Origin of the sequence: Pseudomonas sp. GM30 (genome assembly GCF_000282275.2) — a bacterium.
In the GTDB taxonomy this organism is placed as follows: domain Bacteria; phylum Pseudomonadota; class Gammaproteobacteria; order Pseudomonadales; family Pseudomonadaceae; genus Aquipseudomonas.
The window spans coordinates 60,767-78,445 of the sequence record NZ_AKJP02000013.1 but is presented as its reverse complement, the minus strand read 5'-3'; the positions used below and the strand labels follow the sequence as shown (position 1 = coordinate 78,445).

Annotated in this window: 18 protein-coding genes; 11 read left to right on the top strand and 7 right to left on the bottom strand. The window is 59.4% G+C overall.

What is annotated here, in order from left to right:
• Positions 1 to 21: 21 nt before the first annotated feature.
• Positions 22 to 258: a hypothetical protein gene (locus PMI25_RS11005; protein ID WP_007962865.1), complete on the bottom strand. Its 237-nt coding sequence runs from the start codon at positions 256 to 258 to the stop codon at positions 22 to 24.
• Positions 259 to 416: 158 nt separating this feature from the next.
• Between PMI25_RS11005 and PMI25_RS11000 the strand changes: the two genes are divergently transcribed.
• The 4 genes from PMI25_RS11000 to PMI25_RS10985 all read left to right on the top strand — a co-directional run bounded on the left by PMI25_RS11000 (position 417) and on the right by PMI25_RS10985 (position 4,125).
• Complete coding sequence (locus PMI25_RS11000) at positions 417 to 893, top strand: PaaI family thioesterase (protein WP_007962868.1); 477 nt, start codon at positions 417 to 419, stop codon at positions 891 to 893.
• On the top strand, positions 890 to 1,342 hold the full coding sequence (locus tag PMI25_RS10995) for a PaaI family thioesterase (protein WP_007962870.1): 453 nt from the start codon (positions 890 to 892) through the stop codon (positions 1,340 to 1,342). Before PMI25_RS11000 ends, PMI25_RS10995 begins: the two co-directional genes overlap by 4 nt.
• A gap of 81 nt (positions 1,343 to 1,423) precedes the next feature.
• Complete coding sequence (htpG, locus tag PMI25_RS10990; protein ID WP_007962872.1) at positions 1,424 to 3,328, top strand: molecular chaperone HtpG; 1,905 nt, start codon at positions 1,424 to 1,426, stop codon at positions 3,326 to 3,328.
• 68 nt (positions 3,329 to 3,396) lie between these two features.
• Complete coding sequence (locus PMI25_RS10985; RefSeq protein WP_007962873.1) at positions 3,397 to 4,125, top strand: dienelactone hydrolase family protein; 729 nt, start codon at positions 3,397 to 3,399, stop codon at positions 4,123 to 4,125.
• Between the two features lie 84 nt (positions 4,126 to 4,209).
• On the opposite strand, the gene PMI25_RS10980 is transcribed toward PMI25_RS10985, so the two are convergent.
• Together PMI25_RS10980 and PMI25_RS10975 are read right to left on the bottom strand one after the other, a co-directional pair.
• Positions 4,210 to 5,082 (bottom strand): pirin family protein, encoded by an 873-nt coding sequence (locus PMI25_RS10980; protein WP_007962875.1) that lies wholly within the window; start codon positions 5,080 to 5,082, stop codon positions 4,210 to 4,212.
• Between the two features lie 60 nt (positions 5,083 to 5,142).
• Complete coding sequence (locus PMI25_RS10975) at positions 5,143 to 5,559, bottom strand: OsmC family protein (RefSeq protein WP_003223035.1); 417 nt, start codon at positions 5,557 to 5,559, stop codon at positions 5,143 to 5,145.
• Between the two features lie 127 nt (positions 5,560 to 5,686).
• Between PMI25_RS10975 and PMI25_RS10970 the strand changes: the two genes are divergently transcribed.
• Positions 5,687 to 6,742, top strand: coding sequence for an amidohydrolase family protein (locus PMI25_RS10970; RefSeq protein ID WP_007962877.1), 1,056 nt, complete (start codon positions 5,687 to 5,689; stop codon positions 6,740 to 6,742).
• 131 nt (positions 6,743 to 6,873) lie between these two features.
• A complete protein-coding gene (locus PMI25_RS10965) occupies positions 6,874 to 8,499 on the top strand; it encodes a methyl-accepting chemotaxis protein (protein WP_007962878.1) in 1,626 nt (541 codons plus the stop codon).
• Between the two features lie 193 nt (positions 8,500 to 8,692).
• On the opposite strand, the gene PMI25_RS10960 is transcribed toward PMI25_RS10965, so the two are convergent.
• Genes PMI25_RS10960 through purM form a run of 3 tightly spaced genes read right to left on the bottom strand, consistent with a single transcriptional unit; the run spans position 8,693 to position 11,123 of the window.
• Positions 8,693 to 9,406: a DUF3108 domain-containing protein gene (locus PMI25_RS10960; RefSeq protein WP_007962880.1), complete on the bottom strand. Its 714-nt coding sequence runs from the start codon at positions 9,404 to 9,406 to the stop codon at positions 8,693 to 8,695.
• 8 nt (positions 9,407 to 9,414) lie between these two features.
• A complete protein-coding gene (gene purN / locus PMI25_RS10955) occupies positions 9,415 to 10,065 on the bottom strand; it encodes a phosphoribosylglycinamide formyltransferase (RefSeq protein ID WP_007962881.1) in 651 nt (216 codons plus the stop codon).
• Positions 10,065 to 11,123, bottom strand: a complete 1,059-nt coding sequence (gene purM, locus PMI25_RS10950; RefSeq protein ID WP_007962882.1) for a phosphoribosylformylglycinamidine cyclo-ligase — start codon at positions 11,121 to 11,123, stop codon at positions 10,065 to 10,067. The genes purN and purM overlap by 1 nt, the downstream gene beginning before the upstream one ends.
• Before the next feature lie 374 nt (positions 11,124 to 11,497).
• Between purM and PMI25_RS10945 the strand changes: the two genes are divergently transcribed.
• The 5 genes from PMI25_RS10945 (at position 11,498) to PMI25_RS10925 (ending at position 16,185) form a co-directional block, all read left to right on the top strand.
• Positions 11,498 to 12,556, top strand: a complete 1,059-nt coding sequence (locus PMI25_RS10945; RefSeq protein ID WP_007962883.1) for a DUF2066 domain-containing protein — start codon at positions 11,498 to 11,500, stop codon at positions 12,554 to 12,556.
• Positions 12,557 to 12,590: 34 nt separating this feature from the next.
• Positions 12,591 to 13,664 carry an AI-2E family transporter gene (locus tag PMI25_RS10940; RefSeq protein WP_007962884.1) on the top strand — a complete coding sequence of 358 codons (1,074 nt, stop codon included), beginning with the start codon at positions 12,591 to 12,593 and terminating at the stop codon, positions 13,662 to 13,664.
• A gap of 219 nt (positions 13,665 to 13,883) precedes the next feature.
• Positions 13,884 to 14,588: a DnaA regulatory inactivator Hda gene (gene hda, locus PMI25_RS10935; protein WP_003223042.1), complete on the top strand. Its 705-nt coding sequence runs from the start codon at positions 13,884 to 13,886 to the stop codon at positions 14,586 to 14,588.
• Positions 14,589 to 14,813: 225 nt separating this feature from the next.
• The gene (locus PMI25_RS10930; RefSeq protein WP_007962885.1) at positions 14,814 to 15,428 is read left to right on the top strand and encodes a C40 family peptidase; all 615 of its coding nucleotides are present in this window, start codon (positions 14,814 to 14,816) and stop codon (positions 15,426 to 15,428) included.
• 220 nt (positions 15,429 to 15,648) lie between these two features.
• Positions 15,649 to 16,185: a C40 family peptidase gene (locus tag PMI25_RS10925; protein WP_007962886.1), complete on the top strand. Its 537-nt coding sequence runs from the start codon at positions 15,649 to 15,651 to the stop codon at positions 16,183 to 16,185.
• Between the two features lie 133 nt (positions 16,186 to 16,318).
• Here PMI25_RS10925 and PMI25_RS10920 read toward each other — a convergent pair whose 3' ends face one another.
• Positions 16,319 to 17,632 (bottom strand): PQQ-dependent sugar dehydrogenase, encoded by a 1,314-nt coding sequence (locus PMI25_RS10920; RefSeq protein ID WP_007962887.1) that lies wholly within the window; start codon positions 17,630 to 17,632, stop codon positions 16,319 to 16,321.
• Between the last annotated feature and the right edge of the window lie 47 nt (positions 17,633 to 17,679).

Sequence of the window (17,679 nt, the reverse complement as noted above, 5' to 3'; positions counted from 1 at the left end):
TTTTTCGGCATCAAGTCGCAATTATTGCTTCTTGGCAGCTTCTTCCTGAGCAGCTTGATTCGATTCAGCCTGAGCTTTGGCAGCTTCGGCGTTTTCTTTTGCTGCGTCGTTCACTTTATCCTGAGCTTTGTTCATGTCTTGCTGAGCTTGCTCAGCATGTTGGTTGGCATCTTGAGCTTTGTCCTCGGATTTTTTATCGCAGGCAGCGAGACCGAGGGAAGCGGTCAACATCAAGGCAATAGCTAAAGTCTTACGCATGGGGTGTTTCTCCTTATGGAAAATAACTACTGGCCTTAAGAGCACTGGCCCAAAGGTTAAGTTCCTCATTTCGTTCAGATATATAAGTTTGTTTTTTAGTGGAACTTTTGCGGGATTTCCTACTACTGGCAAAAGGCTCTAACGCGAGTAATTATCAAATGGCTGAAAACCCCGTTTTTGAGCGCGCAACACGCTTTCTCTCGGCCCTGCGTCATTGTCAGGTGCTCGGTTTGACGGTGCACAGCGCCAGCAGCGAAGGGCTGACGGTGAGGCTGCCGTACAGCGCGCAAATCGTCGGCAATCCGCAGACCGGGGTCATCCACGGCGGAGCCATTACCTCGCTGATGGACACCGCGTGCGGCATGTCCACGCTGTGCGTGCTACCGGAATTCGAAGTCTGCCCGACCCTGGACCTGCGTATCGACTACATGCATGCCGCCGAGCCGAACAAGGATGTCTATGGCTTTGCCCAGTGTTACCGGGTCACCACCGATGTGATCTTCGCTCGCGGCTTTGCCTATCAGGACGACCCGCAGCAGCCGATCGCCCATGTCGTCGGCACATTCATGCGCATGGGCAAGGGTCTGAAAGGCACTCAGGGATTTGCCGGCAAGGTCAAAGGAGAGAATCGATGAGCGATGACTGGAAGCAACAGCTGCTGCAGGCTCACGCTCAGGGTGATTACGCGCCGCTGCTGCAACTGATTCCTTATGCAGGGCTGATCGGTGTCGAATGTTCGCGAGTCGGCGATGAATTGCTGTTCAAGTTGCCGGCGAACAAGGACAACATTGGTAACCCTTTATTGCCGGCGATCCATGGCGGGGTGATTGCCGGGTTCATGGAGCTGGCGGCCGCGTTGCATTTGCTGATTTTCACCGGTTCGCCCGGGGTGCCGAAAATCATCGACTTTTCTCTGGATTATCTGCGCGCCGGACAGTTTCGCGACACTTGGGCCAAGTGTCAGGTCTGTCGCCAGGGCCGGCGCGTGGCCAACGTTGCGGTCACGGCCTGGCAAAGCACCGAAAGCGAACCGATCGCCACCGCCCGTGCACATTTCAAAATCGATGAGCCCTTGAAATCCTGAACGCAGCCCCCAACTCAGTGAACAACCCGCCGCCGACCCTTTGGGTCGCGGCCATTGCCATCTGATTGGAGTTTGATGACCATGAGTGTGGAAACTCAAAAGGAAACCCTGGGCTTCCAGACCGAGGTAAAGCAGCTGCTGCACCTCATGATCCATTCGCTGTATTCCAACAAGGAAATCTTCCTTCGCGAATTGATCTCGAACGCCTCTGACGCTGTCGACAAGCTGCGCTTCGAAGCCCTGGCCAAGCCTGAGTTGCTCGAAGGTGGCGCTGAACTGAAAATCCGTGTGAGCTTCGACAAGGACGCCAAGACCGTCACCCTCGAAGACAACGGTATCGGCATGAACCGTGACGATGTGATCACCCACCTGGGGACCATCGCCAAGTCGGGCACCGCCGATTTCATGAAGAATCTCTCCGGCGATCAGAAGAAAGATTCGCACCTGATCGGCCAGTTCGGTGTGGGCTTCTACTCGGCCTTCATCGTTGCCGACCAGGTTGATGTGTATTCCCGTCGCGCCGGCACTCCGGCCAGCGAAGGCGTGCACTGGTCGTCGAAAGGCGAGGGCGAGTTCGAAGTCGCCACCATCGACAAACCAGAGCGCGGCACCCGCATCGTCCTGCACCTGAAATCCGCTGAAGACGAGTTCGCCGACGGCTGGCGTCTGCGCAACATCATCAAGAAATACTCCGACCACATCGCGTTGCCGATCGAGCTGCCGAAAGAAGTCACTGCCGCTGAAGGCGAAGAGAAGCCTGCCGTTGAATGGGAAACCGTCAACCGCGCCAGCGCCCTGTGGACCCGTCCGCGTACTGAAGTGAAGGACGAGGAATACCAGGAGTTCTACAAGCACATCGCTCACGACTTCGAAAACCCGCTGGCCTGGAGCCACAACAAGGTCGAAGGCAAGCTCGAATACAGCTCGTTGCTGTACGTGCCGGCCCGTGCGCCGTTCGATCTGTATCAGCGTGAAGCGCCGAAAGGCCTGAAGCTCTACGTGCAGCGCGTGTTCGTGATGGATCAGGCCGAGTCGTTCCTGCCGCTGTACCTGCGCTTCATCAAGGGCGTGGTCGATTCCAACGACCTGTCGCTGAACGTGTCGCGGGAAATCCTGCAGAAAGACCCGATCATCGACTCGATGAAGTCGGCGCTGACCAAGCGCGTGCTGGACATGCTGGAAAAACTGGCGAAAAACGAACCTGAGCAATACAAGGGTTTCTGGAAAAACTTCGGTCAGGTCATGAAAGAAGGCCCGGCAGAAGATTTCGCCAACAAGGAAAAAATTGCCGGTCTGCTGCGTTTCGCATCGACCCAGGGTGACGACGGCGAGCAGGTCGTTGGTCTGGCCGACTACCTGGCGCGCGCCAAGGAAGGTCAGGACAAGATCTACTACCTCACCGGCGAAACCTACGCGCAGGTCAAGAACAGCCCGCACCTGGAAGTCTTCCGCAAGAAAGGCATCGAAGTGTTGCTGCTGACCGATCGCATCGACGAGTGGCTGATGAGCTACCTCAGCGAATTCGACGGCAAGACCTTTGTCGACGTGGCTCGCGGTGATCTCGATCTGGGCAATCTAGACTCAGAAGAGGACAAGAAAGCCGCAGAAGAAGTCGCCAAGTCCAAAGAAGGTCTGGTCGAGCGCCTCAAAACCGCGCTGGGTGATTCCGTTGCCGAGGTTCGCGTCTCTCACCGTCTGACCGACTCGCCAGCCATTCTGGCCATCGGTGAACAGGACCTGGGCCTGCAAATGCGCCAGATCCTCGAAGCCAGCGGGCAGAAAGTGCCGGAATCGAAGCCGATCTTCGAATTCAACCCGAGCCACCCGCTGATCGAGAAACTCGACGGCGAGCAGAACGAAGGGCGTTTTGGCGACCTGTCGCACATCCTCTTCGATCAGGCCGCCCTGGCGGCTGGCGAAAGCTTGAAAGACCCGGCCGCTTACGTGACCCGTCTGAACAAGCTGCTGGTTGAACTGTCAGCTTGATCACGTTGTAGAAAAACCCGCTTCGGCGGGTTTTTTCATTCTGGTGTTTAACTAATCAGGAGTCAGAAATGAGCCAAGTTACTGTACGTTCCGTGGTCTATCAGCTGGATGGCCAGCCCTATGAAGGTCGTCTGGCGTTCGACACCGAGCACAAGGGCGCGCGCCCGGGCCTGCTGATGGCGCCGAACTGGATGGGCGTCAGCGCCGGGGCGGAAGAAATCGCCAAATCGGTCGCGGCCAAGGGCTACGTGGTGTTGATTGCTGACGTGTATGGCCAGGCAGTACGTCCGCAGAACGCTGACGAGGCCGGCGCGGCGATGATGCCGCTGAAGAACGACCGCGCACTGCTGCGCAAGCGCATGCAGGCAGCGTTCGAACAATTGCAGAAGCAGGGCGAGGCAGCGGTCGATACCTCGAAGCTGGCGGTGTTCGGGTTCTGCTTCGGTGGTTGCTGTGCACTGGATCTGGCGCGTACCGGTGCACCGGTGAAGGCAGCGGTGTCGTTCCACGGCACACTGGACTCGCCGAACCCGGCGGATGCCAAGAACATCAAGGGTTCAGTCCTGGTATTGCACGGCGCTTCCGATCCGTTGGTGCCGAAAGAGCAATTGCCGGCGTTTGAAGACGAGATGAACGCGGCGAATGTCGATTGGCAGTTGCTCAGCTACGGCGGTGCGGTGCATTCGTTCACCGATCCGCATGCCAACGTGCCGGGCAAGATGATGTACGACGCGAAGACCGCCAAGCGTGCGTTCAAGTCGATGCATGATTTGCTGGAAGAAGTTTTCAAAGGCTGATCGTTTCAAAATCAAAAGATCGCAGCTGCGGCAGCTCCTACATCGATCGCATGTAGGAGCTGCCGCAGGCTGCGATCTTTTGCTTTACCGGCCTGCCGGCAATTCAATCCGCTCGACTTCCCCCGGCACCGTCGGCCAATCCCCGGCCGCCCATTTGCGCCGTGCCTCATCGATCGCCGCTGGATCGCTCGCGACAAAATTCCAGTTGATCCGCCGTGGCCCGTCCAGCGGCGCGCCGCCAAACACCACGGCGTGCACATCGCTTTCGGCAAACAGGCTCAGCTCTTCCCCGGCCGGCAATACCGCCAGCGCATGGGGTTCGAGGGGTTCGCCATTCAACTGCGCATCGCCACTCAACACATAAACCGCGCGTTCCGCGTGCTCGGTCGGGATCAGCAATGTGGTCGCGGTCTGCATTTTCACTTCGGCGTACAGCGTAGGAGAAAGCACCGGCACCGGTGATTCCAGGCAAAAGCCTGACCCGGCGATCATCCGGATCTGCACACCAAGGTTATCGCTGACCGGCAAGGTTGCCGCCGGGTGATGACTGTAATGCCCCGGACCTTGCTCGTGATCCTTGGGCGAAGCCAGCCAGATCTGCAGCCCGTGCATGGTGAAGCTTTGTTCCCATAGCGACTCGGGCGTGCGCTCGACGTGAGCAATCGCACTGCCGGCGGTCATCCAGCTGACATCGCCGGCGCTGACCACCTGATCGGAGCCGAGGCTGTCTTTGTGCTGGATCTGTCCTTCGAACAGGTAGGTCAGGGTCGACAGACCAATGTGCGGATGCTGTCGGATGTTCATGCCTTTGCCCGTCGGATAAACCGTTTCGAGCATGTGGTCGAAAAACACGAAAGGCCCGACGCTGCGGCATTTGGCTGACGGCAGCGGACGCAGGATCGGCTGGCCTTCGACGTCTTCGGCGCGCGGGCGGATGATCAGGAGTGGCGTATCCATGGTGCATTCCAGGCTGAGCGGGTGATGCCAGAAGCATAACCCGCCGCTGGCACGAGGGGGTTACTGGCTATCGAAGCCTTGTGGCGCGTGAGTTTCGATGCTGACGTCGGTGGTGGTCATCAGTTTATGGATCGGGCAGCGATCGGCCACGCGCAGCAGTTCTTCGCGTTGCGCGTCGGTCAGCACACCTTTGAGCGTCAGGGTGACGTGCAGCACGTATTTGCCTTTCTGCTCTTCACTGTTGTCGCGTTTGACCTCGACCCCCACGCCGGTCAGCGGGATGTCTTTCTTCTTCGCGTACATCTTGAGGGTCAGGGCCTTGCAGGCGCCAAGCGCGGCGTCGAAGTAATCGTGCGGCTCTGGGGCCGAGCCCTCGCCACCAGCCGATTTCGGTACGTCGGCAAACAATTCGTGGTCATCGATCTTTACGGTGTGACGAAAACCTTCGGCGGAGACGGTATTGACGGTAACAGTCATGGCAACCTCACTGGCAGTAGGAAAAGTCGTGCGATCAAAAAAGACCTTGCAGTTATAGAGCATTCCTACGGAGGCGCGTTCCACTTTCCTGCAGATGAACCCTTATGATCGGCTCAGGGTCTAGGCTATGCCTACCCGCCGGAGATTACTTGTGTCCTTGTTTCGTTTGAGTCTTGCCTGCCTGCTGGCATTTGCCGGTAGCGCCAGCGCCCGCGATTACACCTACAGCGATGCGCACCTGCATTACGTGGATTTTTTCCAGGAAACCGCCGGCATGGCGAAATTGCTCACGGCCATGCAGGACAATTCCATCGACCATGTGATGATTTCCGGGATTCCCGTGGCGAAGAAATGGCACGAGGACGAACCCAAGCGTCCGCGTTATTACGCCGGTGATGACGCTGATGCCTACTGGTACAGCGCCACCGACGTGATCGTCGCCGATGCCGTGCAGAAACTGACGCCGGAGCAGCGTCTGCACTTTCATCCATTTCTCTCGGGCTTCAACCCCAACGACAAGAACTCCGCCGCACACATCCAGCGCATGCTCGATCTGTATCCAGGGCTGTGGCAGGGCATTGGCGAGGTGTTCACCCGCCATGACGACTTGACGGCGTTGACCGCCGGCGACACGCCACGGGCCAATAACGAGGCGATGAAGCGGATATATCACTTGGCCGCCGAAAACGATCTGCCAGTGATGCTGCATTCCAACATCACCTCCAAGCGTGAGAAAAATCCGCTGTACCTGAAGGAAATCGAAGAACCCCTGCGTAATCATCCGCACACGCGGTTCATCTGGGCGCACGCTGGCACCAGTGCGGAGATTCATCGCCACCAGACGCAGCTGAAATTCCTTCTGCCGACGGTGAGCCGGATGCTTGAGGCTTATCCGAATCTGTTCATCGATCTGTCGTGGAGCATGCTCACGCCATATTTGCTGGACGAACAGGGCAAGCCGCGCGCGGAATGGCTGGCATTGGTGGAGAAATACCCTGAACGCTTTATGGTGGGGTCGGATGTTGTAGGCCGATTCAACAAGCTTGGTGAGGAAATGCGCAGTTTCACGCCGTTTCTCGATGCCTTGCCCGAGGATGTCGCGCGTAAAGTTGCTCGGGACAATTTCTTGGGGATATTGCCGCGAACAGCGTCCAAGTCCGGGAAAAGCCCGCTAAATCGTTAAGGCAGAGGTGTTCGGAGTATCAAGGCCTTTTGATATCACCTTTTCGTCTTACGCAAATTGTCTGCGGGCCGATACCTTCTAAAGCAACCAGCTGCAGGGTTGATGCAGCGCTTTTGGAAGGAGCCAGAGTAATGAGTATCCGCAGTCTCAATATTGCGCCGCGTGCCGGCCTGGGGTTTGGTGTGTTGGCGTTGATGGTGTTTGCCCTGGGGGCGTTCGCCCTGCTGCAAATGTCGAACATGCGCGCCCAGTCTGATGAGGTCGACAACAACTGGCTGCCGAGCGTGATGGCGGTCGGCGAGATGAGTCAGGACATGCTGCGCCTGCGTGCGCTGACCATGCGCCTGCTGCTCAATCGCGACCCGCAGGCGCTGGCGCAGAATGTCGCCAAGCTCAACGAATTGCGGGGTGTGCTCAGTGAAGCGCAGCAACGCTATGACGTGCTGATTGTGCTGCCCGAAGAGCGCAGGTTGTTCGACCGCTTCAAGGTCGCCGAGCACAAGTATCTGGAGTTTCAGGCGCAGGTCATGCAGTTGTCGGCGCAGAACCGGGTGGAGGAGGCTGCCGCCATCCTCAATGGTGAGATGAGCCCGTTAGCCGATGACATGGCCGTCACCCTCAAGGAACTGGTCGAACTGAACAAGCACAACGCCAACCTTGCCACCGAAGCCGCTCGACTGGTGTTCATCAATTCGCGGGTGTGGGTGGGGGTGATGATCGGGATTACGGCGCTGATCACCATCGGTCTGGCATTGTTGTTGACCCGCAGCATCGTCCTGCCGCTGGCGCAATCATTGGGCGTTGCGGAGGTGGTGGCCGGTGGTGATCTGACCGGCGATATCCGTATTTCCGGCAAGGACGAGCCGGCGCGGCTGCTGCAGGCACTCAAAAGCATGCAGCACAACCTGCGCGACACCATCCGCCAGATATCCGACTCATCCAGCCAGTTGGCGTCCGCTTCCGAAGAACTCAGTTGCGTTACCGAAGACGCGACTCGCGGGCTGCATCAGCAAAGTCTGGAGATCGAACAAGCCGCCACAGCGGTCAACCAGATGACCGCTGCCGTGGAGGAGGTTGCGAGCAACGCCGTGGCAACCTCGGAGGCGTCCCGCGAGTCTGACCGCATTGCCCAGCATGGCCGTGAGCAGGTCAAGCAGACCGTGGTTTCAATCGAATCGCTGGCGCAGGATGTCACCTCCAATGCAGCGCAGGTGGAGGAGCTGGCGCAAAAGGTTCACGGCATCAGCAAGGTGCTGGACGTGATCCGCTCGATCGCCGAACAGACCAATCTGCTGGCACTGAACGCTGCGATCGAGGCAGCGCGGGCCGGGGATGCCGGTCGTGGCTTTGCGGTGGTGGCCGATGAAGTACGGGCGCTGGCTCATCGCACGCAGCAGTCGACCCAGGAAATCGAGCAGATGATCGGTGGCATTCAGCAGGGTACCGATTCGGCGGTGAGTTCAATGCAGCAGAGCAACATCCGTGCGCATTCGACGCTGGAACTGGCCAAGGCGGCAGGCGTGGCGCTGGAGGAAATCGCTTCGGCGTTCACCTTGATCAACGAGCGCAATCTGGTGATCGCCAGTGCCTCGGAGGAGCAGGCAGCGGTGGCGCGGGAGGTGGATCGTAATCTGATGAATATCCGTGACCTGGCGACGCAGACCTCGGCGGGGGCGAATCAGACCAGTGCGGCCAGCCAGGAGTTGTCGCGGCTGGCGGTGGATTTGAACAATATGGTGGCCAAATTCTCGGTCTGATCTGACCCTTGAAGATCGAGCTGAACCCTGTGGGAGCGAGCCTGCTCGCGAAAGCGGTGTATCAGCCATATACAAGTCGGCTGAACTGACGCCTTCGCGAGCAGGCTCGCTCCCACAGGGGATATGTGTCGTCGCGGAAATCGCAGGCACAAAAAAGCCCCGCATCTGCGGGGCTTTTCGTTGTAGCGGCGGATCAGCTGCCTTTAACGGTTTTGCCGTTGACCGTGCCGTCCTGGAGCATGATGTTGTACTCCTTGCCGTCGGTTTCAACCTGTTGCAGGCGGACCAGCAGGTAATCCCAGTCCTTGGCGAACCACAGCACAGTGATGCGCTTGCTTTGTGTCGGGTCGCGCACGCGCTCGACCTTGATCGCGTCGATCTTGCCGGCCTTGGTATCGACTTTCTCGGCACCGAGCACACGGAAGTCATAGGTATCAACTTCACCGTCGTCGACCACCTGATAGCTCATGGTCTTCTTGCCGGCGGCGACGTCGTGCTGCAGCGCCAGTTGGTAGGTCGACTTGTCGACCATGCCACGGTTCAGCGGGATCTTCACCGCGTCGCCACGGTCGGTGCCGGTGACCATCTTGCTGTTCCAGTCGAAGTCCAGATCAGCCTTTTTCGCTTTGCCCAGACCACCACGTTCGAAGTGGTAGGACTGTGGCAGCAGGGTGTCCTTGTCCAGGGTCAGGGTGCTTTCTTCGGTCAGGCTGGCGATCATCATCGACGCCTTGAAGCTGAGTTTCCAGACGCCGTTGGCTTCCTTGGTCAGGCTGCGTTCGGCGGTGCCGCTCATGGGCAACTGTTTCCAGTCGGCGGTGTAGCTGGCGGAGAACGGTTGAAGGTCCGCCGCCTGCGCGAATGGCAGGGCGAGCAGAGCGCAAGCGAAGAGCAGGGCGCGACGCATAAAATCTCCTAGTGTCGAATCAAGTGGCCGCTGGCCGCGAGTAACTGGCCATCCAGTAAAGCACCTTGTTCACCGAGTGCCAGTCGGCCTTCGGCAAACCAGCGTACAGCCATCGGGTAGATCAGGTGTTCCTGGACATGCACTCGCTGCGCAAGTGTCTGCGGCGTGTCGTGCAACTCTACCGGTATTACTGCCTGTACGACCAGTGGTCCACCATCGAGTTCCTCGGTGACGAAGTGCACGGAGCAGCCGTGTTCCGCGTCGCCGGCCTCCAGCGCGCGCTGATGAGTGTGTAACCCTTTGTATTTGGGCAGCAGCGACGGGTGGATATTGAGCAGACGACCCTGGTAATGACGCACGAAGTCAGCGCTGAGAATGCGCATGAAGCCGGCCAGTACCACGAGTTTCGGTTTGAATTCGTCGATCAGTTCGATCAGGGCAGCATCGAAGGCCTCGCGACCTTCGAAAGCCTTGTGATCCAGCGAGCGGGTGGCGATACCCGCGTCACTGGCGCGTTGCAGGCCGTAGGCGACGGCGCGGTTGGAAATCACCGCAGCGATGCGGACCGGGCTGTCACCGGTCCGCGTGCTGTCGATCAGAGCCTGCAAGTTACTGCCGGTGCCGGACAACAGCACCACGACATCACAGGTTGCGGACATTAATGAGCCTTAAGGTTCTGCAGATCAACCTGGGCAGCGCCTTCTGCAGCGGCAGCGATCTTGCCGATGACCCAAGGCTGCTCGCCGGCATCACGCAGGGTGTTCAGGGCCACTTCAACGTGCTCCTGAGCCACGCAGATGACCATGCCGACGCCGCAGTTCAGTACGCGGTGCATTTCGGTCTCGTCGACGTTGCCTTTCTCTTGCAGCCAGTCGAAGACTGCCGGGCGAGTCCAGCTGGCCACGTCAACCACGGCCTGAGCGCCTTTTGGCAGAACGCGCGGGATGTTGTCCAGCAGACCGCCACCGGTGATGTGGGCCATGGCCTTGACCGCGCCGGTGTCCTTGATCAGCTTGAGCAGCGGCTTCACGTAGATGCGGGTCGGGGCCATCAGCAGGTCGGTCAGCGGCTTGCCGTCGAGCTGAACGGTTTCAATGTCGGCACCAGACACTTCGATGATCTTGCGGATCAGCGAGTAACCGTTGGAGTGCGGGCCGGACGATGGCAGAGCGATCAGCGCGTCACCGGTGGCGACTTTCGAACCGTCGATGATTTCGGCTTTTTCCACCACGCCGACGCAGAAGCCGGCCAGATCGTAGTCTTCGCCTTCGTACATGCCAGGCATTTCAGCGGTTTCGCCTCCGACCAGGGAGCAGCCAGCCAGTTCGCAGCCTGCACCGATACCGGTGACGACGGTGGCGGCCACGTCAACGTTCAGCTTGCCGGTGGCGTAGTAGTCGAGGAAGAACAGCGGTTCAGCGCCGCACACCACCAGATCGTTGACGCACATGGCGACCAGGTCCTGGCCGATGCTGTCGTGCTTGTTCAGGTTCAGCGCCAGGCGCAGCTTGGTGCCGACGCCGTCGGTGCCGGAAACCAGCACTGGCTGCTTGTAGCCGGCCGGGATTTCGCAGAGGGCGCCGAATCCGCCCAGACCGCCCATGACTTCCGGGCGCGCAGTGCGCTTGGCGACGCTCTTGATGCGTTCGACCAATGCTTCACCGGCGTCGATGTCTACACCGGCGTCCTTGTAGCTCAGGGAGGGTTGCTTGCTCATGATCCAGGCCTTTAGGGGAGGGGATTCAGGGGTAACGACCGAGTTCAGCGGGAACATCGAAATCGAGGGGGCGATGGCCTCACGCGAATTTCGGGGTGCCCGGCTGTTGCCGGTCTGCGAAGGCGCGCGATTTTATCAGGCTTGAGGGGCAGCGGCCATCCTCGCGCCGACGGGCAGGGGCATAATCGACTGAAATTTTTTGCAATTGTGCCGGGTGGCTGCCTGTATAAGGTGTGCCGATTAACCGTCTATCGTTATCACTGTGCAAAAACTTACCGCTGCCGTGTGAATGTTTTGCGATGGCAGATTGTCACAGCCTTGCTTAACCGGTTCACGCGGCCTGTTCCAGCCGCTCCTGTCGACGGGAATTTTCCATGCGTTTTTGTAAATTGTTGGTTGTGGGTTGTTTGTCGTTGGTCAGCCTGGCGAGTCATGCCGAAAACCTCAAAGGTCTCTATCAAGTACGCCAACCGGTCAGCAGTCAGGCGCCGGAAGAGCGTGATCGCGCCACGCAGGCAGCGCTCGATACGCTGGTGTTGCGCCTGACCGGTGACCCCAAGGCTCCGCAGAGTCCGGGGCTGGCGGCGATTCGCAAGGATCCGCAGCAGATCATCAGTCAGTTCGGTTTCGATGCCGGGCCTCCGGAGGTGCTCAAGGTCGATTTCGATCCGGCCACCACCGAGCAGGCGCTGCGCCGGGCCGGTCTGTCATTGTGGGGGGCGAGTCGGCCGTCGATTCTGAGCTGGTGGCTGAACGATTCGACTGAAGGTTCGAGCCTGGTCGGCGACGGTCAGGCAGCGGCTGCACCGCTGCGTTCTGCGGCTCAGCATCGCGGCTTGCCGCTGCGTTTGCCGCTGGCGGATCTCAGTGAGCAACTGGTGGCCACCGCGCCGGTGCTGGACGGCACCGATCCCGCGCCATTGCGCGGCGCTTCGGAGCGTTACGGCGCGGATGCGTTGCTGGCGGTGCATGCGCACGAAGAGGGCGGGCAGTGGCAGGCCAAGTGGCATCTGTGGCTGGGCGATCAGAAAGAAGCCGGCAGCGTGCAGGGCGCCGATCAGGCTACCGTGGCCGATGCGGTGATGCTGGCAGTGGCTGAGCGTCTGGCCCCGCGATTTGTTGCCAAGCCCGGCGCTTCCGGTCAACAGACCCTCGAAGTGCAGGGCATGAATCTTGAGCACTACGCCGCGCTGCTGCGGTTACTCGAACCGTTCGGTGTGCGTCTGCAGAGTGTTGATGGTGATCGTATCGTGTATCGGGTCAACGGCAGTGCCGATCAGTTGCGTTCGCAATTGTCGCTGGCGAAGTTGCAGGAGTTGCCGGCCGAAGCACCGACGCCAGTGGCAGCGCCGCAGCCAGCCGTTGCAGGTGCGGCGCCTGTTGCGGCACCGGCGCCTGTACCGGTAGCGCCTTCGTTGCGGTTTCGCTGGTAAGTCTTTCCTTATATAGAAGCAGTAGGAGTGGTACATGGCCGATTCGCGGCGTTGGTTCTGGCTCGGTGGGGTAGTCCTGCTTTGCGCGTTTGTCTGGTTGCTGCATCCGATCCTCACGCCGTTTCTGGTGGCGTTGCTGCTGGCTTATCTGTTCGATCCGCTGGTGGATCGCCTTGAGCGACTCGGTCTGTCGCGTACCTGGGGCGTGATTGCGGTGTTTGCCTTGTTCACCCTGATCGTCACCACGTTGCTGCTGGTGCTGGTGCCGATGCTCGCCAAGCAGTTGGTGCGCTTGTACGAGCTGGCACCGCAGATGCTCGACTGGCTGCAGCACACCGCGCTGCCGTGGGCGCAATCGAAGCTGGGGTTGTCGGACGGTTTCTGGAAGTTCGACAAGGTCAAGGCGGCGATCAGCGAACACATGGGGCAGACCACCGACATCGTTGGTGTGGTGTTGAGTCAGGCGACGGCCTCCAGCCTTGCGCTGATCGGCTGGCTGGCGAATCTGGTGCTGATCCCGGTGGTGAGTTTTTATCTGCTGCGCGACTGGGACGTGATGATGGCCAAGATCCGCAGCCTGTTGCCGCGTGATCGCGAAGCAACCATCGTCTCGCTCGCGGGGGAGTGCCACGAGGTGCTCGGCGCGTTTGTGCGCGGGCAGTTGCTGGTGATGCTGGCGCTGGGGGTGATTTACGCGGCGGGTCTGATGATCGTCGGTCTGGAGCTGGGGCTGTTGATCGGCCTGATTGCAGGCCTGGCGGCTATCGTGCCGTACATGGGGTTTGTCATCGGCATTGGTGCGGCGCTGATTGCCGGGTTGTTCCAGTTTGGTGGCGATCTGTACCCGATGATCGGCATTGTGGCTGTGTTCATGGTCGGGCAAGCGCTGGAAGGCATGGTGCTGACGCCTTTGCTGGTGGGCGACCGGATCGGTCTGCATCCGGTGGCGGTGATCTTCGCGATCCTGGCGGGTGGCGAGCTGTTCGGCTTTACAGGTGTGCTACTGGCATTGCCGGTGGCGGCGGTGATCATGGTGCTGGTGCGTCACGTACACGATTTGTACAAGGACTCGGATATCTACAGCGGGGCAGATGAACCCGAGTTGTAATCCGATCACGGGCGGCCCGGCATTGCGCCGGGTTGGCCCGTGTTTTGCGGTGAGTTCGTTCGATAGCGCGTCAGAGAAACTGTCATAAAACCAGCGTGTTAACGCAAACCTTTGATTTTGCTTGGAGTCTGTCGCATTGTGCGCTCAGCTTCACGGGTATAAACTTCGCAAACTTTACACAGAGGCCACTAACGGTTCCTTGAGAACTGTTCAGTCAGCATGAAACCGATTCAGCTGCCCCTAGGTGTGCGTCTGCGTGACGACGCCACCTTCATCAACTACTACCCAGGCGCCAATGCCGCTGCACTCGGCTATGTCGAGCGCCTATGCGAAGCCGACGCCGGCTGGACCGAAAGCCTGATCTACCTGTGGGGCAAGCATGGGGTAGGGCGTACGCATCTGTTGCAGGCGGCTTGCCTGCGTTTCGAGCAGATGGGCGAACCGGCGGTGTATCTGCCGCTGGCCGAGCTGATGGATCGTGGTATCGAAATCCTCGACAACCTTGAACAGTACGAACTGGTCTGCCTGGATGACTTGCAGGTGATTGCCGGCAAGGCCGACTGGGAAGAGGCAATGTTTCATCTGTTCAATCGTCTGCGTGACAGTGGTCGGCGTCTGCTGATCGCCGCCTCTACTTCGCCACGCGAATTGCCGGTCAAACTGGCCGACCTCAAATCGCGCCTGACCCTGGCGCTGATCTTCCAGATGCGTCCGCTCTCCGATGAAGACAAATTGCGTGCCCTGCAATTACGCGCTTCGCGTCGCGGTCTGCACCTGACCGATGAAGTCGGACACTTTATCCTGACCCGCGGCACCCGCAGCATGAGTGCATTGTTCGACCTGCTCGAACAGCTGGATCAGGCCTCGTTGCAGGCGCAGCGCAAGTTGACGATTCCGTTCCTGAAAGAAACCCTCGGCTGGTAGCCAGCCCTTGAAATACGTGGCTTTGACCACGTTTTGACATATTTCAGGCGCCAGAAAATCCGCTTTTCCGCACCCTGTGCAGACCGCGTATCGACTCAAATGGGCTTAAGCGCTTAGATGTAAACGAGAAACCGGGAAGTCACAAAAAGATCGATTGAATTTGCAAATGAGGCCGATAGCGGGCATAGTCTCGGCTTCTTTACAACTTCAGCCACGGTCGTGCCCATGCTAAATCGCTTCGCACCCCTCGTGCCTCTCGCACTCGTCACCCTGTTGTTCGGTTGCGCTGCTCATTCTCCAGTTCAAGAGCAGCCTCAACAGGTTAAAAATTCTGCCACTGCCCAGTCTTCCGTTATTTACCAGGAAGAGCTGGACACCGAAAAGGAACTCTCGGACTTCAACAAGAAGCCGTACGAGCTCCCGGTTCTGGCTGACAGCATCCTCGAACGCGGCATGTCCCTGATCGGTACCCGTTACCGTTTCGGCGGTACCTCTGAAGCCGGTTTCGACTGCAGCGGTTTCATCGGTTATCTGTTCCGCGAAGAAGCCGGTATGAATCTGCCGCGCTCCACCCGCGAAATGATCAACGTGGATGCGCCTCTGGTCTCGCGCGGCAACCTTGAGCCGGGCGATCTGCTGTTCTTCGCCACCAATGGTCGTCGCGGTCGTGTAAGCCACGCCGGGATCTACTTGGGTGACAACCAGTTTATTCACTCCAGCAGTCGTCGCAGCGGCGGTGTTCGCATCGACAGCCTGGGTGACAGCTACTGGAGCAAGACCTTCATCGAAGCCAAGCGCGCCCTCGCGATGGCCCCGACCGTGGTCACCGCTCGCAAGTAATTCCCCCGTTGTCGCCACGTCCGTGGCGACAAAAAAACGGCTCCGGCAAAGAGTAGACCTAAACTTTACAAGGTGAAGTTAAAGTCTTACTTGAAGTTTGTCGTATAGCCGCTAGAATCCTGTATCTATATTGATGGCAAACCGCCTGCGTGCTCCGCAGGCGGTTTTGTTTCTGTCCATTCGGCAGAGAAAGCCGCAGCCAGATCAGGATGTTCTGCTTATGACGATGTCGGCCCGCCTTGCTTTGATCTTCTTCGCAGCGCTGCTCAGCGCCTGCGCCAGTCGCACGCCGCCGCCTGCGCCCGTGGTACGTGCCCCGGTCGTGTTCGGACCTTCCCAAGCTTTTTCGCCGGCTGCTGAAGACGTGCTGTTTCGCGCGTTGGGTCTGGTTGGCACGCCTTATCGCTGGGGCGGCAACACACCAGACTCCGGTTTCGATTGCAGTGGCCTGATCGGCTTCGTCTACCGCGATGCTGCTGGTATTTCCTTGCCGCGCTCGACGCGCGAGATGATCGTGATGCAGGCGCCGAACGTCGGCAAAGAGGGTTTGCAAACCGGCGACCTGATCTTCTTCGCCACCAACGGTGGCTCGCAGGTCAGCCATGCGGGAATTTACGTCGGCGAAGGGCGCTTCGTGCACGCGCCGGCAACTGGCGGCACGGTGAAGCTGGACAGCCTGTCAAAGGCTTACTGGCAGAAGGCGTATCTGAGCGCCAAGCGGGTGCTGCAGCCGGAGCATCTGGCGCGTAACCCGTAATTCAAAGAGCTCACAGTCCAATGTAGGAGTGAGCCTGCTCGCGATAGCGGTTGATCAATCAACACTGATGTTGAATGTGACACCGTCATCGCGAGCAGGCTCACTCCTACAGTTGTTTCAGGTCAGGCAAAAGTTACTTGGCGGACGACACCCGCCAAACCTTGTTCCCCACATCATCCGCTACCAGCAAACCACCTTGCTGGTCGATCACCACGCCCACCGGGCGACCCAAGGCGTTTTCGTCCTTGTCGAGGAAACCGGTCAGCACATCCACCGGTGCTCCGTTCGGCTTGCCGGCGGCGAACGGGACGAAAATCACTTTATAGCCACTGTGCGGTTTGCGGTTCCATGAGCCGTGCTGGCCGATGAACGCGCCTTCCTTGAACTGCGCCGGCAGGCTGTTGCCTTCGGCGAAGGTCAGACCCAGCGAGGCGGTGTGTGGGCCGACGGCGTAGTCCGGGGCGATAGCCTTGGCCACTAGATCCAGATTCTGCGGCTTCACCCGCACGTCCACGTGCTGTCCGTAATAGCTGAATGGCCAGCCGTAGAAGCCGCCGTCCTTGACCGAGGTGATGTAATCCGGCACCAGGTCGCTGCCGATCTCGTCACGCTCGTTGACCGCTGTCCACAACGCGCCACTGGTGGGCTCCCACGCCAGGCCGTTGGGGTTGCGGATGCCCGAGGCGAAGATCCGGTGATTGCCAGTGGCGCGATCGACTTCCCAGATCGCCGCGCGACCTTCTTCTTTATCCAGACCATTCTCGCCGACGTTGCTGTTCGAGCCGACGGTGACGTACAGCTTGCTGCCGTCCTTGCTGGCGATAACGTTTTTCGTCCAGTGGTGGTTCAGCGTGCCGCCCGGCAGGTCGGTGACTTTAATCGGCTGGGTCTTGATCTCGGTCGCGCCGGGTTCGTAGTGGAAGCGCAGCAGGCGATCGGTGTCGGCGACATACAGGTCATTACCGACCAGGGTCATGCCGAACGGCGAGTTGAGGTTTTGCAAGAACACCGTGCGGGTCTCGGCCACGCCGTCGTGGTCGGCATCGCGCAGCAGGGTGATGCGATTCGGGCTCGGCACGCCAGCGCCGGCCTTGCCCATGACTTTCTTCATCACCCAGCCACGAATGCCGCTGCTGTCGTCAGGCTTGGGTGGCGCGTTGGTTTCCGCCACCAGCACATCACCGTTGGGCAGCACGTAGAGCCAGCGCGGGTGATCGAGGCCTTCGGCGAATGCGGCCACTTGCGTGCCGGCCGCGGCGGTCGGTTTACCACCCGCAGGCCAGCCGATCGCCGGGGCGATGTTCACCGTCGGGATCAGGGTTTTGTTCGGTTCAGGCAGTTTCGGTGACGGGCCGGTGCCGTCGGAAACTTGCAGGCTGGAGGATTCGCCACAGGCGGCGAGCCCTCCGGCGAGGGCGATGACGAGAGCGAGCTGGGACTTGCGCATTACTGATCTTCCCTATGAATGCATTGACCTAATCATAGAGAAGCACA

Excerpts from the sequence above, each read along its gene's own strand:
- hda (WP_003223042.1), top strand. The coding sequence starts at position 13,884 with ATGAAACCGATTCAGCTGCCCCTAGGTGTGCGTCTGCGTGACGACGCC.
- PMI25_RS10985 (WP_007962873.1), top strand. The coding sequence starts at position 3,397 with ATGAGCCAAGTTACTGTACGTTCCGTGGTCTATCAGCTGGATGGCCAG.
- htpG (WP_007962872.1), top strand. The coding sequence starts at position 1,424 with ATGAGTGTGGAAACTCAAAAGGAAACCCTGGGCTTCCAGACCGAGGTA.
- PMI25_RS10960 (WP_007962880.1), bottom strand. The coding sequence starts at position 9,406 with ATGCGTCGCGCCCTGCTCTTCGCTTGCGCTCTGCTCGCCCTGCCATTC.
- PMI25_RS10925 (WP_007962886.1), top strand. The coding sequence starts at position 15,649 with ATGACGATGTCGGCCCGCCTTGCTTTGATCTTCTTCGCAGCGCTGCTC.
- PMI25_RS10920 (WP_007962887.1), bottom strand. The coding sequence starts at position 17,632 with ATGCGCAAGTCCCAGCTCGCTCTCGTCATCGCCCTCGCCGGAGGGCTC.
- PMI25_RS11005 (WP_007962865.1), bottom strand. The coding sequence starts at position 258 with ATGCGTAAGACTTTAGCTATTGCCTTGATGTTGACCGCTTCCCTCGGT.
- PMI25_RS10980 (WP_007962875.1), bottom strand. The coding sequence starts at position 5,082 with ATGGATACGCCACTCCTGATCATCCGCCCGCGCGCCGAAGACGTCGAA.
- PMI25_RS11000 (WP_007962868.1), top strand. The coding sequence starts at position 417 with ATGGCTGAAAACCCCGTTTTTGAGCGCGCAACACGCTTTCTCTCGGCC.
- PMI25_RS10995 (WP_007962870.1), top strand. The coding sequence starts at position 890 with ATGAGCGATGACTGGAAGCAACAGCTGCTGCAGGCTCACGCTCAGGGT.
- PMI25_RS10940 (WP_007962884.1), top strand. The coding sequence starts at position 12,591 with ATGGCCGATTCGCGGCGTTGGTTCTGGCTCGGTGGGGTAGTCCTGCTT.
- purN (WP_007962881.1), bottom strand. The coding sequence starts at position 10,065 with ATGTCCGCAACCTGTGATGTCGTGGTGCTGTTGTCCGGCACCGGCAGT.
- PMI25_RS10930 (WP_007962885.1), top strand. The coding sequence starts at position 14,814 with ATGCTAAATCGCTTCGCACCCCTCGTGCCTCTCGCACTCGTCACCCTG.
- purM (WP_007962882.1), bottom strand. The coding sequence starts at position 11,123 with ATGAGCAAGCAACCCTCCCTGAGCTACAAGGACGCCGGTGTAGACATC.
- PMI25_RS10975 (WP_003223035.1), bottom strand. The coding sequence starts at position 5,559 with ATGACTGTTACCGTCAATACCGTCTCCGCCGAAGGTTTTCGTCACACC.
- PMI25_RS10945 (WP_007962883.1), top strand. The coding sequence starts at position 11,498 with ATGCGTTTTTGTAAATTGTTGGTTGTGGGTTGTTTGTCGTTGGTCAGC.
- PMI25_RS10965 (WP_007962878.1), top strand. The coding sequence starts at position 6,874 with ATGAGTATCCGCAGTCTCAATATTGCGCCGCGTGCCGGCCTGGGGTTT.
- PMI25_RS10970 (WP_007962877.1), top strand. The coding sequence starts at position 5,687 with ATGCCTACCCGCCGGAGATTACTTGTGTCCTTGTTTCGTTTGAGTCTT.